The 16,925-nt window shown below is 40.9% G+C and carries 13 protein-coding genes; 9 read left to right on the forward strand and 4 right to left on the reverse strand.

Annotated elements, in window-relative coordinates; genetic code table 11:
- Nucleotides 1-22 precede the first annotated feature (22 nt).
- Nucleotides 23-2,677, reverse strand: a complete 2,655-nt coding sequence (locus AB5754_RS01770) for a glycoside hydrolase family 65 protein (protein WP_368250464.1) — start codon at nucleotides 2,675-2,677, stop codon at nucleotides 23-25.
- 378 nt (nucleotides 2,678-3,055) lie between these two features.
- Between AB5754_RS01770 and treP the strand changes: the two genes are divergently transcribed.
- Nucleotides 3,056-5,056, forward strand: a complete 2,001-nt coding sequence (gene treP / locus AB5754_RS01775) for a PTS system trehalose-specific EIIBC component (RefSeq protein WP_368250465.1) — start codon at nucleotides 3,056-3,058, stop codon at nucleotides 5,054-5,056.
- 41 nt (nucleotides 5,057-5,097) lie between these two features.
- Here the strand turns inward: treP and AB5754_RS01780 are convergent, their stop codons facing one another.
- Both AB5754_RS01780 and AB5754_RS01785 read right to left on the reverse strand, forming a co-directional pair.
- A complete protein-coding gene (locus AB5754_RS01780) occupies nucleotides 5,098-6,021 on the reverse strand; it encodes a GIY-YIG nuclease family protein (RefSeq protein WP_311834663.1) in 924 nt (307 codons plus the stop codon).
- 102 nt (nucleotides 6,022-6,123) lie between these two features.
- Complete coding sequence (locus tag AB5754_RS01785; protein WP_311834664.1) at nucleotides 6,124-6,549, reverse strand: Hsp20/alpha crystallin family protein; 426 nt, start codon at nucleotides 6,547-6,549, stop codon at nucleotides 6,124-6,126.
- Between the two features lie 178 nt (nucleotides 6,550-6,727).
- On the opposite strand from AB5754_RS01785, the gene ispE reads away from it, so the two are divergent.
- The 6 genes from ispE (at nucleotide 6,728) to glmU (ending at nucleotide 12,802) form a co-directional block, all read left to right on the forward strand.
- Nucleotides 6,728-7,579, forward strand: a complete 852-nt coding sequence (ispE, locus tag AB5754_RS01790; RefSeq protein WP_311834665.1) for a 4-(cytidine 5'-diphospho)-2-C-methyl-D-erythritol kinase — start codon at nucleotides 6,728-6,730, stop codon at nucleotides 7,577-7,579.
- A gap of 209 nt (nucleotides 7,580-7,788) precedes the next feature.
- Nucleotides 7,789-8,736 (forward strand): zinc ABC transporter substrate-binding protein, encoded by a 948-nt coding sequence (locus AB5754_RS01795; RefSeq protein ID WP_368250467.1) that lies wholly within the window; start codon nucleotides 7,789-7,791, stop codon nucleotides 8,734-8,736.
- 69 nt (nucleotides 8,737-8,805) lie between these two features.
- Complete coding sequence (locus AB5754_RS01800) at nucleotides 8,806-9,486, forward strand: metal ABC transporter ATP-binding protein (protein ID WP_311834674.1); 681 nt, start codon at nucleotides 8,806-8,808, stop codon at nucleotides 9,484-9,486.
- Nucleotides 9,459-10,292 (forward strand): metal ABC transporter permease, encoded by an 834-nt coding sequence (locus tag AB5754_RS01805; protein ID WP_368250468.1) that lies wholly within the window; start codon nucleotides 9,459-9,461, stop codon nucleotides 10,290-10,292. Before AB5754_RS01800 ends, AB5754_RS01805 begins: the two co-directional genes overlap by 28 nt.
- Nucleotides 10,293-10,442: 150 nt before the next feature.
- Nucleotides 10,443-11,264 (forward strand): pur operon repressor, encoded by an 822-nt coding sequence (purR, locus tag AB5754_RS01810; RefSeq protein WP_368250469.1) that lies wholly within the window; start codon nucleotides 10,443-10,445, stop codon nucleotides 11,262-11,264.
- A 158-nt stretch (nucleotides 11,265-11,422) separates the two neighbouring features.
- Entirely contained in the window at nucleotides 11,423-12,802 is a 1,380-nt protein-coding gene (glmU, locus tag AB5754_RS01815; protein WP_368250470.1) for a bifunctional UDP-N-acetylglucosamine diphosphorylase/glucosamine-1-phosphate N-acetyltransferase GlmU, read from the forward strand.
- 236 nt (nucleotides 12,803-13,038) lie between these two features.
- Here glmU and AB5754_RS01820 read toward each other — a convergent pair whose 3' ends face one another.
- The gene (locus tag AB5754_RS01820; protein WP_368250471.1) at nucleotides 13,039-13,845 is read right to left on the reverse strand and encodes a helix-turn-helix transcriptional regulator; all 807 of its coding nucleotides are present in this window, start codon (nucleotides 13,843-13,845) and stop codon (nucleotides 13,039-13,041) included.
- A 136-nt stretch (nucleotides 13,846-13,981) separates the two neighbouring features.
- Here AB5754_RS01820 and AB5754_RS01825 point away from each other — a divergent pair, with 136 nt between their 5' ends.
- Entirely contained in the window at nucleotides 13,982-16,132 is a 2,151-nt protein-coding gene (locus AB5754_RS01825; protein WP_368259442.1) for a glycoside hydrolase family 3 N-terminal domain-containing protein, read from the forward strand.
- A gap of 3 nt (nucleotides 16,133-16,135) precedes the next feature.
- Nucleotides 16,136-16,925 (forward strand): PTS transporter subunit EIIC (locus tag AB5754_RS01830; protein ID WP_368259443.1); only part of this gene is annotated, 790 nt, incomplete at its 3' end.

Consider the following 16,925-nt stretch of genomic DNA (forward strand, 5'->3'; position numbering starts at 1 on the left):
CTCCTTTAGATTAGTTTAGTTTTTAAGGTTTTTTTGTGAAGCCATACATTGCTTCATGGGGCTGGTTGGCTAAAAGTTGAACTTTTTCTTGGTTAATCATCACTTGGGTATCCTTTGAAGCTGTGATACGCATTTCACCGTGGCCGATCCAAATGTGATAGTCCACACCTAGGCGGGTAATGCGATAACTTAAGGAAGACCAAGCTACAGGTAGGTCTGGTTCAAAGGAAAGCAAATCTTCCCGAATATCCATGCCGGCAAAAGTAGTTAAAGGAATAAAGAGAGTTGCCGCCATTACCCCGGCATGAATTCCTTCAGCAGTGGTACCGCCTTGGATGTCGCGATAATCTGAGGAGAGCGCTTCTTGATACAGTTGCCAAGCCAATTCTTCTTCATCCACCATGGCTGCTAATTGAGCGTGTACCACTCGAGACAAGGTAGAGCCGTGGGAAGTCCGTTTGAGATAGTAGTGAAGATTGTCGGTTACATAGTTTTCTGGCAAGTCATAGCCTAAGTCCGTTAAGATTTCTTGCACTTGATTTTTTGAGAAATTGTAGTAAATCATCAAACTATCTGCCTGTTTCGCTACTTTGTAATCATCGGCGGATTTGCCTTCTGCATTTAAAATGCGATCCATACGATAGACATTGCCGTAAGTCTTGCGATAATGTTCCCAATCCAAATCTTGTAAGTCAAAATAGCCTTCAAATTGAGCGATAATACCTTTGGGATCAATATCTAAAGCTAACTTATGGCGAATTTCTTCCATGCGAGTCAGCGTTTCATTGGTGACGCCAGTCTTTTCTTGAAGGGCGGTGAATGATTCGCCAGTGAAGTCAGCTTGGAGGCGCAAGACTTCGGTAAAGAGCCAAACCACCATCATATTGGTATAAGCGTTGTTTTTCAAGCCGCCTTTTGTAGCTCCTGGATAAGATTCGTGAAATTCATCTGGCCCCATCACGCCGCTAATGTCGTAACGGCCGGTTTTTTCATCTAGAACTGCAATGCTTTCCCAGAAATGGGCAATTTCTAGTAGCATTTCCAGACCATAGTTTTTCATAAAGTCCACATCTGCTGTATTGTGGAAATACTGCCACACGTTATAAGCGATGGCTAAGGAGACATGGCGTTGCAAGCGGCTATGGTCTTCTTTCCATTGACCACTAATAGGATTTAGATGGAGCTCTTGGGATTGCTCGCTGCCAGTTAAACCGGATTGCCATGGGAACATAGCGCCAGCAAAACCTGCCTCATGGGCCGCTTCTTTAGCAGCAGCGAGACGACGGTAGCGATAGAGCAATAGTTCTTTGGCGGTTTCAGGAAAATGCAAGATGTAAAAAGGTAAAATAAAGAGCTCATCCCAGAAGATGTGTCCGCGATAGGCTTCTCCGTGAAGACCCCTGGCAGTTACCGAAGCATCGAGGTTGTGATTGCCATTAGGAGAGGCAGACACAAAGAGATGGTAAGTGTGGAGGTTTAGGAGTTTTTGACTCATTAAATCTCCAGTTACGGTAATGCTTGCTTGTTCCCACAAAGTTTGCCAAGCAGTGCTGGAGCCTTGAAGTAAATGATTGAAACTTGGTAGCTCTTCTTGGCTAAATGTCAATGGAGGCAAGGTTTCTTCTTGGCGATACGCATGAACAATTACGGTTTTTTCGATTTCTTGCCAGTGATCCATGGTAGCTTTTACCGTTAACGATTGAAGCACTTTTTGATCGGTAGTTTCGTTTGTGAGCGTGCTTAAATCGATTGTTGGGCTAAAAAGTTGAGATTCTTGACAAATTGTGATGTTAGAAGCTTTTGTGCGGGCGACTAAAAGTGCGCGAGTTTGGTCAGCAGCTGTTTTTAGCACATCCAAATGCTGATTAGTCAAGCTACGGTAACGAGCTACATTGTAGTTATAAACCGCACCGTCTGCTTCTGTTACTACAGTGATAGCACCAGAGAAATTCAATGGTTTAAAGCGGTAGCGCAGACTGTAGGTGTGGACCTGTTCCATACTAACCATCTTCACAGTTTCAATGGCCAATTGTCGTCCATCGGCTAATGTCACCAAAGCTTCACTGGTCAATAAGCCATTTTTCAAATTCAAGGAACGTTTTAAGTATTGAAGAGTCTCCTTGGTAAAGGTAACTTTTTGACCATCGATGACTAGATAAATTTTTTGCAAATTTGGTGCATTGACAAAGTCTTCATTGGTAATGATACGGTCGCTCACTTTGGAAGCTGCCTCATTGTAGAGACTAGCGAGGTAAGTCGCCGGATAACTGTCCTCGGAAATTTCCATTTCCGGAGTAGTCCCCCTAAGACCCATAAAACCATTGCCCACCGTCAGTAGACTTTCCACAGAATATTCATCTTTTCCTGGGGTAAAACCGTAATAATCCAATTGCCAGGGAATAGCTGCGGCAGCCGTTTCAAAATCAGTGTCTGGATTGGTAACAAAGGGTTGATTTAAGGATTCTGTGAGCCACTGTCCCAATTCAAAAAAGCCTTCTTCTAACTGTAAAAGCGTAGGGGTCTTTGAATGGATAATTCCACCTTCTAAAGCCTCTGTTGCTAGAAAATCCCGTAAGGCTAAGGCCTTTTCTGGATTCGTCCCACTAAAGGAGTGCTCCTGACCATTGGGCAGTGTGACTTGCCAAGTTTGATTCAGAGTAATCATTGCTAAATTCATTGTGTGTTTTCGAAAACTCATCAGACAAAAACAGCCAAAATGAGTTTTCTACTTCTCCTTTCTGAATGGAAAGCTAAGGTTACTTGTCTATACATGCAAATTAATTATAACGGAACTTGACACCGATTTCAATTGTTATGGATTATTTTCGCGAAAAAATAGTCTTTCAAAAAAATTGTAAAAATATTTTTCTTGAATTTTGGAATGCTTTATAGGAAAGGCTTTTTCGTCCGCTATGCTTTTAAGAAAAAAGCGAGGATAAAAAATAAGAATCGAATGTAAAACGCTTGCATAAAGTGGTATGAAAAGGTATCATGAAGTTGTATCTGACCTATATATACAAGTTGTTGTTTTTTGAAAAGAAAGGGGTTCAAGCTTATGGGGAAGTATCAAGATGATGCAAAGCAGTTGTTGGCAGACATCGGTGGGAAGGAAAATATCGCAGCCGTCACCCACTGTGCTACGCGCATGCGTTTTGTCTTAAATGATCAAGACAAAGCCAACGAAAAGGCAATTGAAAACATACCCAGTGTTAAGGGGATGTTTACCAATGCGGGGCAATTTCAAGTAATTATCGGCAATGACGTGGCTTCATTTTACAATGATTTTACGGCAGTTTCCGGTATTGAAGGGGTCTCAAAAGAACAAAGCAAAGCTGTAGCCAAGCAAAACCAGAACATCGTGCAACGAATTATTGGTGTTCTAGCCGAAATTTTTACACCATTGTTACCAGCTATTATTGTCGGTGGTTTGATGCTTGGGTTCCGCAACTTTTTGGAAGGGGTTCCTTTAGAATTTTTAGGAGGTCAGACCATTACCGAAAGTTCTGTCTTTTGGAATGGTGTGAACGGCTTTTTATGGTTACCCTGTGAAGCCATATTCCACTTCTTACCTGTAGGGATTACCTGGTCTATCACTCGAAAAATGGGCACCACTCAAATTTTGGGGATTGTCTTAGGGATTACTTTGGTTTCGCCTCAATTGTTGAACGCTTATGCAGTAAATGGGACCAGTGCAGCGGATATTGCGGCAAATTGGACTTGGGATTTTGGCTTTTTCACCATTGAGAAAATCGGGTACCAAGCCCAAGTAATTCCCGCTATGTTAGCCGGCTTCTTACTGGTTTACTTGGAAAAATTCTTTAGAAAGCACATTCCAGAAGCGGTTTCGATGATTTTTGTGCCATTGTTCTCCTTATTGCCAACGATTTTAGCCGCCCATATGATTTTAGGTCCAATTGGTTGGCAAATCGGTTCGGGCATTTCCTATGTAGTAAATGCCGGTTTAACTTCTTCATTCCGTTGGTTGTTCAGTCTGGTCTTTGGTGGGCTTTATGCGCCGTTAGTAATTACCGGCTTACACCACACGACGTTAGCCATTGATAGCCAGTTGGTGGCAGACTTTGGTTCGACTAACTTGTGGCCAATGATCATGTTGTCAAATATTGCTCAAGGGACAGCTGTATTAGCAGTTTATTTCCAACACCGTGGCAATAAAAAAGAAGAACAAATCTCAGTTCCTGCAACGATTTCTGCTTATTTAGGGGTAACAGAACCGGCGATGTTTGGGATTAACTTGAAATACGTCTACCCATTTGTGGCAGCCATGGTCGGCTCAGCCATTGGTGGGATGCTGATTACAGTTACCAACACTCGAGCACTAGGAATTGGTGTCGGTGGATTGCCAGGGTTCTTATCTTTTAAAATCAATGATTATCCTATGGTCTTTATCTCTATGTTAGTAACGATTGTCATTACTTTTATCATGACCTATGTTTTTCGGAAGGTCAAAGCCTTGAATAAATTAGAACCAGAATTTGATGAAGGTAGCTTAGCTATGGCTACAGCTGGTGGTGCAGCGGTGTCTGTAATGGATACTAAAGATGCATCAACTGCCACAGCGACTCCAGATTTGGTAACAGAAGAAGCAATCTACGCCCCAGTAGAAGGGGAAGTTATTCTAATTGGAGAAGTCAACGACCCAGTCTTTTCTCAAAAAATGATGGGAGATGGCTTTGCTGTGCGACCTAAAGCTCAAGAAATCTATGCTCCAGTAGCAGGAAAAATCACCAGTATCTTTGAAACGAAACACGCTATTGGCATTTTGACGCCAGCTGGTGCGGAAGTTCTAGTTCATATGGGCTTGGATACGGTGGAACTAAAAGGGGCGCCTTTTGACATTAAAGTGCAAGAAGGGGATTCGGTTACTGAAAAAACCTTACTTGCAGTGATGGACTTAACGGCGGTAAAAGCTGCCGGTAAAGAAACAGATGTGGTAGTGGCCTTTACCAACCGAGAAAGAATTGCCGGCCTTACCTTGGATCAAACAGGTGAGATCAGTGAACAAGCTTTAATTGGACATGTGATGGTGAAAGAATAAAGAAAAACTTTAAAAGCACGACTAAGCGGTTTTTAAGACGCTTAGTCGTGCTTTTTACTCTGCTCAAAATAATTCAATAAAATCAATAAGGGATCAATAGCGGTTTTCGTCAGTTTTGGCGCTTGGGCTAATGGCTCTGCGGTAAAAACTTCCGGGGCTTTGATTGGTAGAATACTCGTGGCTACCAACTCGCCGAAGCTAACTTGATAGAGTTTCTTACGTCTAGTAGATAAGGGCAAACTTAAGAGTTGCGTTGGGATTTGACGAAAGTGCTGGATTCTTTTTTGTTGTCGATGAAAATAACCTGCCATCTCAGCTAGTTCTTGTAATTGCTGGGCGGATTCAAAGTTTAACTGCTGGGCAAAACTTTCTATGCGCTGGTCTAATAAAGCGAAAAGGTCGGTTTCTGCTCCTTTAAAAAAAGCTTGAATCGCCTGTGTTTTCTCTGCCAAAGGACGCTTTGTCATCGCTGGCAATTGGCGAGCTATGGTTAAATGAGTTACATAATTTACGTTGGGCAAAAGATAGGTATCTGTTAACAATTGAATCAAGTGAGGCAATTGTTTGTATTGGCGAAAAGGGCCGAAAACTAGTGCTGTAGGGTCAGCTATAGCCGGTTCTGTGGTTTCAACGGTCAAGATTCCACCTTGATAGAGCACATAAGCGTAATTCTGCTGGGCGTTCATCACTCGGTTGTAATAAGGATGGTATTTTTGAATCAGCTGACATTCCAATAAAAGAGCATCCAGTTCGGTGTCCACAGTGTGAATTTCTAAATCATGGATATTAAACACCATCCGCTGCACTTTTTTAGAGTGTTGGGCGTTGTGGTGAAAGTACGAACGCACCCGATTCTTTAGATTTTTGGCTTTGCCTACATAAAAAATGTCTCCGTGGGCATCTTTCATCAAGTAAATTCCCGGCTTTTCCGGTAAATCTCGGAGTTTTTCTTGTAATGTCTTCATGGATGAAAAGTAACAGAAAATAAGAGAGAACTCAAGAAAAAGCAAAGTTTGTTAAGAAAAACACCATAGCTCTTGGGCTACGGTGTTCCTCAATCGTTTTTCTCAATCAATGGGAATCGTCTTTCCGGGCTGTTGCTCCAAAGTTTTCTTTGGTAAAACTAAATGTAAGACGCCATTTTCAAAAGTAGCTTTAATCTGATCTTCGTCAATGTCTTTCATAGTAAAGGAACGTTGGTAGCTACTGGTAGAACGTTCTCGACGCAAATAACGACCTTCTTCGTCTTTTTCTTCGGTTTGCTTTTCTTGAAGAGCTTCAATAGATAAGACTTCATCCCCATAGTGTAAAGTAATGTTCTCTTTGGCGATGCCGGGAAGATCCGCTTTGATTTCGTAACGGTCGGGGTATTCTTTAATGTCGGTTGCAATTTGCCGGTCTTGCCAAAAATTATTCATCAGTTTGCCCACTAAGTCTTCGCCATTTGCTCGTAATGCATGAAGATCATCGAAATCTGGAATTAAGTTTGCCATAAAATCAACCCGCTTTCGTTTTTGATACTTTTATTGTAGGCCTCCAAGAGCAGAAATTGCAATTGATTTGGACCTTTTTGAAAGTGGTAGGGCTGCTATTATAGAGTAAAAAATGCCAGATTGGTGAGTTTATGATAAAATCATAGCAACGATTTTTTTGTTAAGGGGAGGTGAAAGGATGGAAATCATCGAGAAAGCTCCGGCTAAGATTAATCTGGGGTTGGATGTCTTATATAAGCGAGAAGACGGGTATCATGAGCTGGCAATGGTCATGGCTAGCGTGGATTTGGTGGATCGTTTGACGCTGACTAGTCTTGCAGAAGATCACATCCAAATCGAAACAAACCGCGCCTTTCTCCCGGTAGATCGGCGGAACAATGTCTACCAAGCAGCGGAAATGTTAAAACGCCGCTACGGTATCACTCAAGGGATTAAGATTGATATTCAAAAACAAATTCCTGTGGCAGCAGGTCTCGGTGGTGGGAGTTCTGATACAGCAGCGGCCCTGCGAGGTATGAATAAGCTGTGGCAGTTGAATCTCTCTTTGAAAGAATTGGTAGCCATTGGCGTGGAGATTGGTACCGATGTTCCTTATTGTTTGTATGGGCATACGGCTTATATTACCGGAAAAGGGGAACAAGTAACGCCGATTACGGCTATGCCATCCTGTTGGGTGGTTTTGGTGAAGCCTAAAATCAGTGTTTCCACCCGCACAGTCTTTCCTGAAGTGAAGGTGGACAAGATTCATCACCCGGATATTTTAGGCTTAAAAGAAGCGATTGAAGCTAAAGACTATGAAGCAATGCTGAGTAAAATGGGCAATAGTTTGGAAGACATTACGATTGCTCGCCATCCGATTATTCAGCAAATTAAAGACCGGATGTTGAAATATGGTGCAGACACCGCGTTAATGAGTGGCAGTGGTCCCACAGTCTTTGCTCTTTGTCACAAACAATCTCGCGCTCAACGGGTTTATAATGCGTTGAAAGGGTTTTGTGAGGAAGTCTACTTGGTGCGGACCTTGCAGTGAAAAAGACGTTCGATTGAACCAAATTTTGCGTTCAATCTTTTCACCATTCATATGAATAATCACTGTTTCCTTACGATTTATCGGGAAATTTTAGCTCTAAATCGGAACTTTTACGGTTTCGGTTGACGGGCTTTTTTTTATTTGGTACAGTAAGTCCCGAACTAAAACGGAATATTTACGATTTGATAAATAGAGAATGGAGAAAAGTGATGAAACGAATTATTTTAGGCATTGGACTGCTGGCTTTTGGTTTAACTTTGGCTGCTTGCGGCACTTCCGATCAGGATACGACAAAAAGTGAGGGTAAGATTCAAGCTGTAGCCACATTTTATCCTATGTATGAGTTTACGAAAGAAGTTTTAGGGGATGCAGGTGAAGTGAAGTTATTGATCCCTGCGGGGACGGAGCCCCACGACTATGAACCAAGTGCCAAAGATATCGCCACCATCAGTGATGCAGATGTCTTTGTATACAACAGTGAGTCTTTTGAAACTTGGGTGGAAAATATTGAGGATAATCTTTCCGATAAAAACTTGGTAATTGAAGCAGCCGATGAAATTGAATTGTTGGATTTAGAGACTACCTCTGAGGACGATCACGATGAGGTAGAAGAAGCCGAAGATCATGACCATGAAGGCAAAGATCCCCATGTTTGGACGGATCCGATGATGGCCAAAGCCCAAGTAGCGAAGATTGCGAAAGAATTAAGCGAACGCTATCCGGATCAAAAAGCGACCTTTGAAAAAAACGCCACAGATTATACGAAAAAACTGGATGCCTTGGATCAGTCTTATCAAGAAGCATTTGTGAATGCCAGCAACAAAACGTTCTTAGTACAACACGCGGCTTTTGGCTATTTAGCTCATCAATATGGCCTCACTCAAGAGTCCATTGCGGGGATTTCGCCGGATCAAGAGCCCACACCGGCACGCTTAGCGGAGTTGAAGCATTATGCAGAAGACCATCAAGTGAAGGTAATCTACTTTGAAGAAAATGCCAATTCCAAAGTGGCGGAAACCTTAGCCAAGGAAACCGGCATTGAGTTAATGGTTTTAAACCCTCTGGAAAGCTTGACCAAAGAGCAAATGAAGGAGGGGGAAACTTACATCACAGTGATGGAAGAAAATTTAACGGCTTTAAAAGCGAGCATTAAGTAGTAAAAAGGAGCAAATGACTGCCTCCATGCTATAATTAAGGAAACTATCTATTCACAAAGGAGGCGCAACGTGCGCTATATTGAGGTTGCGGATTTGAGCTTTTATTACGATGAAGAGCCAGTCCTAGAAAATATTTCTTACTATGTAGATGCTGGGGAGTTTGTGATTTTGACTGGTGAAAATGGTGCCGCCAAATCCACTTTGATCAAGGCCACACTAGGCCTATTAAACCCAGCCAGTGGTCAAGTGACCCTTGCCAAGACCAATACAGAAGGTAAAAAAATCAGTATTGGCTATATCCCCCAACAAGTGGCTTCATTTAATGCGGGCTTTCCCAGTACCGTCTTAGAACTTGTCCAATCCGGGCGTTTTCCTAAAGGGCGTTGGTTTAAACGGCTGTCTAAAAGAGATCATGAACACGTACGACGAGCACTGGAAGCAGTAGGGATGTGGGAGATGCGGCATAAGCGAATCGGGGAATTATCTGGAGGGCAAAAACAACGGATTAGTTTGGCCCGCATCTTTGCCACGGATCCAGATTTGTTTATTTTAGATGAACCCACCACCGGGATGGATGAAGAAAGTCGCAATAAGTTTTATAAATTATTACGCCACAGTGCCCATGAACACGGGAAGGCGATTTTGATGATCACCCATGATCACCAAGATATTAAAGAATATGCGGATCGGCAAATTCGCTTGGTGCGAAAGGAGGATTCTCCATGGCGTTGTTTTCATATGAATTCATGATCAAAGCCTTATGGGCGGTAGTCTTTATTTCTGGTATCGCCCCCATGCTAGGGGTCTTTCTGGTGATTCGGCGCCAATCGTTAATGGCAGATACCTTATCCCATGTTTCTTTAGCCGGCGTGGCATTAGGCTTTTTCTTAAACTTAAATCCTAGTCTGACCACTTTGTTTGTAGTGGTTGTGGCCGCAATCTTAATGGAATACATGCGTAGTTTGTATCGCACGTACTCAGAAATTTCCATTGCGATTTTAATGGCTGGAGGCCTAGCCTTGGCACTGGTATTGATGAATTTGTCACCGGGAAGTTCCGCCACCAGCATTCAGTCTTATCTCTTTGGTTCCATTGTGACCATTACCACCGGCCAAGTGGTTACTTTAGGTGTTTTATTTGTGGTTACGACGATTCTCTTTTTCTTATTTAAGCGACCGATGTATGTGTTGACTTTTGATGAAGATGTCGCCCATGTGGACGGCTTGCCGATTCATTTCATGTCTATGCTCTTTAATGTTTTAACCGGAGTCGCCATTGCGGTGATGATTCCCATTGCTGGGGCACTGTTGATTTCAGCGATTATGGTACTGCCAGCAGCCATTAGTATGCGTATTGGCAAAAGTTTTAATACGGTGATTGTCATCAGTATCATCGTGGGACTGGCGGGAATGTTAGGCGGGTTATTCGGTTCTTTTTATTGGAATTCTCCACCGGCCGCAACCATTACCTTAGTCTTCATTGCCTTATTTTTACTTTTGAATGTAATAAAGAAAATCCGAATTTTCTGGCAGCGAAGCAAACGACAAAAAAATTAAAATACTTGAGTCCAAGGCGTATAATTACTCCTTGGACTTTTTTAGAAATCTGTAAATTACGAACTATTTTATTCGAAAACTAAAAAAATCTCGCTTTTTTGCTGATAAACCAGTATAATGAGGCGAGAAAATAACGGGAGTGTGAAAATTTTGAAAGTACGACGTAGTGAACGGTTGATTGATATGACCCATTACTTGCTAGAGCATCCCCATGAATTGATTCCTTTGACCTTTTTTGCGAAGCGTTACGAATCCGCCAAGTCTTCTATCTCTGAAGATTTAGCGATTGTGAAGAAAACCTTTAAAATGCGAGGAACAGGCCTTTTAGAGACAATTCCTGGAGCAGCCGGTGGGGTTATTTTTGTGCCGGAAATCACCATGGCCGAGGCAAAAGCCTACATTGAACAGTTGGCAGAGCGGATGTCGCAGCAAGATCGTTTGTTGCCTGGAGGCTATGTTTATTTATCTGACCTTTTGGGCCAACCGGATCTTTTGCGTCAAGTCGGGCGGATTATCGCATCGAAATATTTAGGCCAAAAAATTGATGCAGTGATGACGGTAGCCACAAAAGGGGTGCCGATTGCCCAAGCGGTTTCTTATTATTTGAATGTACCTTTTGTAATCGTGCGTCGGGATTCTAAAATCACAGAAGGCTCTACTGTCAGTGTGAATTATGTTTCCGGATCTTCGGAACGGATTGAAAAAATGGAACTTTCCAAACGCAGTCTTGCTCGAGGTTCTCGAGTGTTAGTCGTGGACGACTTCATGAAAGGCGGCGGCACTGTTAACGGGATGAAGAGCCTGATTGAAGAGTTTGAGTGTGAATTGGTGGGGGTCACCGTCTTTGCGGAGGCTAAATTCCGAGGCGTACGGGCGATTGATGATTACAATTCACTTTTATTTGTAGAAGATGTGGATACTCGTACTAAGACAATTTCCGTGGTGCCAGGAAAATACTTTGACGAAGACTAGTGCGAAGTCCGGCCAAGAAATTGGTCGGGCTTTTTTCTTTTTTGCTTAAACTGATGCGATGGTTTTTCACCAAAATTGGTCTAGGTAGAAGGTTACTAGTTGAAAAGAGACAAAAGCTAGGCTAAACTGGAACAAGAAAATTAATTGGAGGCAATCTCATGACAGAACGTTACGCTATTATTCTTGCAGCCGGCAAGGGTACGCGCATGAAATCAAAACTTTACAAGGTGCTTCATCCTGTATGTGGCAAGCCTATGGTAGAACACATCATCAACCGAGTAACTGAAACCAATCCCACCGAAATCATCACCATTGTGGGTCATGGAGCGGATCTGGTCAAAGAACAGCTAGGAGATCGTAGTCAATACGCCCTCCAAGCCGAACAGCTAGGAACCGGTCATGCGGTGTTACAAGCAGAAGATTTTCTAAAAGGGAAAAAAGGGACGACGTTAGTAATCAGCGGGGACACTCCACTTTTGACTGCCACTACGTTGAATAACCTGTTTGAATACCACCAAGGGAAAAATGCCAGTGCTACAATTTTAACTGCCAAAGCGGAAGATCCAACGGGTTACGGCCGAATTATCCGAGATCATGTGGGTATCGTAGAAAAAATTGTAGAACAAAAAGATGCTACTTTGGAAGAAGCCCGCATTCAAGAAATCAATACCGGCACGTATTGCTTTGACAATGAGCTTTTATTTGACGCATTGAGTCAGTTGGATACAGATAATGCCCAAGGAGAATACTACTTAACGGATATTATTGAAATCTTGAAAAAAGCCGGCAAAAACGTAGCGGCTTATTTAACAGAAGACTTCGATGAATCACTAGGAGTTAACGATCGAGTAGCCTTAGCGAAAGCCAATGAATTAATGCGGGCCCGCATCAATCATCAACACATGGTCAATGGTGTCAGCTTTATTGATCCTAAAGCTACGTATATTGATGCTGGAGTGGTTATCGGTGCTGAAACGGTCATCGAGCCGGGAGTATATATCAAAGGCAACACAGTGATTGGGAAAAATTGCTTAATCACCGCAAATTCGCAAATTACCGACAGCGTAGTTGAAGATAACGTTACCGTTAAAAGTTCTGTCGTAGAAGAAAGTATCCTACGCAAAGGCTCCGATGTGGGACCTTATGCCCACTTGCGACCAAAAGCCGAAATTGGCGAGAAAGCTCATGTGGGGAACTTTGTGGAAGTTAAAAAAGCGGTTATCGGCGAAGGAACGAAAGTCGGTCATTTGACCTATGTAGGGGATGCAGTTTTAGGTAAAGAAATCAATGTGGGCTGTGGCGTAGTTTTTGTGAACTATGATGGTAAAAACAAACACCAAACCACCATTGGGGACCATAGCTTTATCGGCTCTAGTGCCAACTTAATCGGCCCTGTCAATGTAGCAGCCAATAGCATGATTGCAGCAGGATCAACCATTACCAAAGATATTCCAGAAGGAGCTATGGGCATTGCGCGGGCCCGCCAGGAGAATAAGGTGGACTTTGCCAAAAAATTTCCTTTTTTTAAAAATAATTGAAGTAGTGACGTTTATTTAAAAAAGCAATCGTCAATTAATTGTTTTCTTTAGTTGGTTGTTTTGTAATTGAGATTGCGCGGTTTATGGAAATGTGGACTAAGGGCAGCTTATAACTAAAAATAAAAGAGTCAAACCTATCATGAAATAGGTTTGGCTCTTTTTCGTTTGCGGTCAGAAAAATTTGAGCTTACTTTATGCTGAGTAGTTTCCTATCAAAAAAATTTATTAGCATTTTTCTAGATAGAAATGGAAGTATATTTTGCACGTAGTTGTTTCGGAGTAAGTCCAGTATGTTTTAAAACATAATTTGAGAAATAGCTAGGGGTTTTAAATCCTGCTAAATAAGCTATATCAGTAATAGAATTATTGGTAAAAACGAGTAATTTTTTAATATGACCAATCTTAGTTTCATCGATATAAGTCAGAATTGTCTTACCGGTTTCTTGTTTGAATAATTTCATTAAGTAAGGCTTACTTACACCTGTTCGCTGAACTAATTTGTCGATGGTTACCTCTTGCCAATTTGTCTGAGTATAGGCGAGGCACTCTGTTACATAAACATTGTGAATGTTGAATTCTTGATGAATCCCTTTTGCTTCAGGATAAAAAGAGGCCAGTAACAAATAAACTAGTTTACGCAATTGGAACTCAAAATAATAGTCGGAAATAATATTTTGGTTAATGTGTTCATTAAAAATATCCTCAATAATTGGCGCAATTTGTTTGACAATTTCGCTGTTAGTAATGGGTGGAATATAATGAGTAGCTACTTTAGCAAATAAAGAATCCTCTGTCTGAAAACGTAAAGTGTAACAAGAATATGGCAATACACCTTGAGTAGTTTGATTGGGATGGCGAAAAACTAAATCTCCTTTTTTTAAGGTATAAAATTGTTTTCCAATATACATTCCGCCACTACTTTCGGTAATAATCTCTAGTTCATAGCAATTGACTAAGCGATGTTCAATTACTTCTGAAGAATAGCTTTCAATTGGGCGACTGAAGAAATAACTATCAATTAATTGGATAGAATGGGGTAACATAATTTTTCCTTTCAATGTTGCGATATTGTAAAAAAATATGAATATATTTCAAGAAAACGATGTCAAATGTTGCTATTCTATAGGTGTTCTTAAGAACATATAATATTATATTATAAAAATGATGGGCGTGAAAGTATTGGCAGTAGCAATTAGAACGAAGGAAGAAACCGTAATCGAATCTTTACTTTCCCAAATGACTCTTGAAGAAAAAATTGGTCAATTAAACCAGGTGGGAACCTCGATATATGGTGGGAATGAACAACATTACGAAGAGTTAGTCAGAGATGGTAAGGTGGGCTCTTTTTTATCAATTAAAGAAATTCAGAAGGCCAACCGATTACAAGAAATTGCCATTAATGAGACTCGTTTGGGAATTCCTCTGTTGTTTGCCGAAGATGTTGTTCATGGCTTTCGAACGACTTTTCCTATACCATTGGCAGAATCTTGCTCGTGGAATACACAATTAATGGAAGAGTCTGCCAAAATCGCTGCCGAAGAAGCTGCGGCGGCTGGAATTCATTGGACATTTGCTCCTATGGTTGATGTTAGCCGGGATCCGCGCTGGGGACGAGTAGCAGAATGTTTTGGCGAAGATCCATTTTTAAATGGGGAATTTGGAGCAGCTAAGGTAAGGGGGTTCCAAGGAAATAAAGATAAAGGTCAATTGGATGAAAATCATATAATTGCTTGTGGAAAGCATTTTGTTGGCTATTCAGAGGCGGAAGCTGGTCGGGATTACAACACAGTAGATGTTTCTTGGTATAAATTAGCCAACAATTATATTCCTCCCTTTAAGCGTTTAATTGATGAAGGTGTATTAACTATGATGAGTAGTTTTAATGCATTAAACGGGATTCCAGCCACTGTAAATAAAAAATTATTAATTGAAATTTTGCGAGAAAAACTTGAATTTTTAGGATTGCTAATTTCTGATTGGAATGCGTTACGTGAAACAATTACTCATGGCTATTCAAAAAATGCTGCTGAAGCGACGTTAAAAGGGATGGATTGTGGGCTAGACGTAGATATGTCTTCCCGGTTATACAGTGAGGAACTGGAAAATCTGGTTAAAAGTGGCCTTTTAGAAGAAAAAAAAATTGATGATGCAGTTCGTCAAATCTTATCATTGAAGTGGCAATTAGGCCTTTTTGAGCAACCTTATCGTTCTTCTTATGAAAAAAATCAAGTAGTGATGGCAAAACAAGGGAAGTTTCGTGAAAAAGCCAGAGAGATTGCAGAAGAGTCGATTGTTCTATTGAAAAATGAAGGCCTATTACCATTACAAGCGGAAGATAAAGTCGGTTTCGCAGGACCATTTTTCACAGATGGTGCTGGGATGTTGGATACATGGGCTTGTAAAGGAGAAGTAGCAGATATTGTAACGGTAGCTCAGGCGGTAGCTCAGAAAAATAATCCTCGATATGCTTCTTTAAGTAACCTCTATCAACAATTTCAACAAACCGGTTATCTTAGTGAAAAAGATAAGAAATTAATTGAAAAGCTAGATAAAATGGTCATTCTCTTGGGGGAAAAGGCAACTGATTCGGGTGAAGCGAAATCGAAAGCTATTTTAACTTTAGAAAAAGTCCAGCAAGATTTTTTACAAGTCATCTCAGAAATTAATCCCCGAATTATCGTAGTGCTTATGAATGGTCGTCCCTTGGTTTTGGAGACTATCAATCAACAAGCGATGGCTTTAATAGAGGCTTGGCACTTAGGGTGTGAAGCCGGCCCAGCAATTTTAAATATTTTAGAAGGAAAACGGAATCCTTCAGGTAAACTAACGATGAGCTTTCCCAAAAATGAAGGTCAAATTCCCACGTATTATAATCATTTTATGACGGGACGTCCTTTTCAGCGGGACAAATTTAATACTTCAAAATATATTGATATTGATAATGAACCAACTTATCCCTTTGGTTTTGGACTGAGCTACACTCAATTTAGTCTTGCTCAATTGAGGATTGTTCCTCAAGGAAAGAATCACTGGCAAGCTGAGATTGAGGTTACCAATAACGGTCCTTTTGCTGGTCAAGAAGTAATCCAGCTCTATATTGGCGCTCAATATGGAACTTATATTCGACCAGTTCAAGAATTGAAGGATTTTCAGAAAATTTATTTGGCAGCTGGAGATAGTCAAAAGGTCTGCTTCGAAATAGATCAAGAAAGTCTAGTTTATTTTGATGAAGATTTACATGAAATCCAAGATCCAGGAGAATACTTGATTATGATTGGAACTAGTTCCCAAATTGAACAAGAAAACATCAAAAGAATTGAGGTTGAATAAATAATGAATTACGGAAAAGAAGTAACTAACATTATTGCTGGCGTAGGTGGCAAAGAAAATATTGTGGCATTAACCCACTGTGTCACTCGTTTGCGCTTTGTATTACAAGATGAAAGTTTGGTACAAAAAGAACAATTAGAAGAGTTAGAAGATGTGAAAGGGACATTTTCTGCGAACGGCCAGTTTCAAGTGGTAATTGGGCCGAAAGTTACTGATGTTTACGATGAGGTGATTCACCAAACTGGATTGGAAACAATGACAAAAGAAGAGGTCAAAGAAGTTGCCGCAGAAGTTAGCTTAAATCCTTTCCAACGAGTGATAAAGACTTTAGGTGATGTATTTGTTCCAATTTTGCCAGCAATTGTTACTGCTGGTTTATTAATGGGGTTGAACAATTTATTAACCAATCCAGGAATTTTCTTTACAAAATCAGTAATCGAAGCTTATCCACAAATTGCTGATTTATCTAATATGATTAACTTGATTGCGAATACTTCATTCCAATTTTTACCAGCCTTAATTACTTGGTCTACTGTTAAATATTTCAAAGGTAATCCTTTATTGGGGATTGTTTTGGGATTAGTATTTGTCCATCCTGATTTAATGAACGCTTGGAATTATGGACAAGCAGTAACCACGGGAGAAATTCCTCATTGGACTATTTTTGGTTTTTCAATTGCCAAAATGGGTTTACAAGCTCAAGTTTTACCAGCTTTAGTTTCAGGCTATGTTTTAGCTAAATTTGAAATTTGGCTGAAAAAGCGAATTCCTGAAACGATTCAGCTATTAGTAG

Origin of the sequence: Enterococcus sp. 2201sp1_2201st1_C11_2201SCRN_220225, assembly GCF_040925905.1 — a bacterium.
Taxonomy (GTDB): domain Bacteria; phylum Bacillota; class Bacilli; order Lactobacillales; family Enterococcaceae; genus Enterococcus_C; species Enterococcus_C asini_A.